The sequence below is a fragment of the Salicola sp. AFF1 genome, assembly GCF_056783195.1.
Genome location: NZ_JBXAYL010000269.1, coordinates 1 through 203 on the forward strand (window position 1 = coordinate 1; position 203 = coordinate 203).

The 203-nt window shown below is 66.5% G+C and carries 1 protein-coding gene; it reads left to right on the forward strand.

Translation table 11 applies throughout. The annotated features are described in order from the left end of the window. On the forward strand, positions 1-203 hold a 203-nt coding region (locus AC1RQI_RS17615; protein WP_481905893.1), incomplete at both ends, for an IS66 family transposase.

Consider the following 203-nt stretch of genomic DNA (forward strand, 5'->3'; position numbering starts at 1 on the left):
GAGCACGACGACGGGGACGAGTCCGTGGTGGCAGCAGCCCGCCCCGTGCATCCGTTGGGCAAGTGCATTGCCACCACTTCGCTGCTGGCCTACATCATCACCTCGAAGTACGCCGACGGCCTGCCGCTGTACCGACTGGAGACCATGCTGGCGCGGCTCGGGCATCCGCTCAGCCGCACCAGCATGGCGCATTGGATCATCCG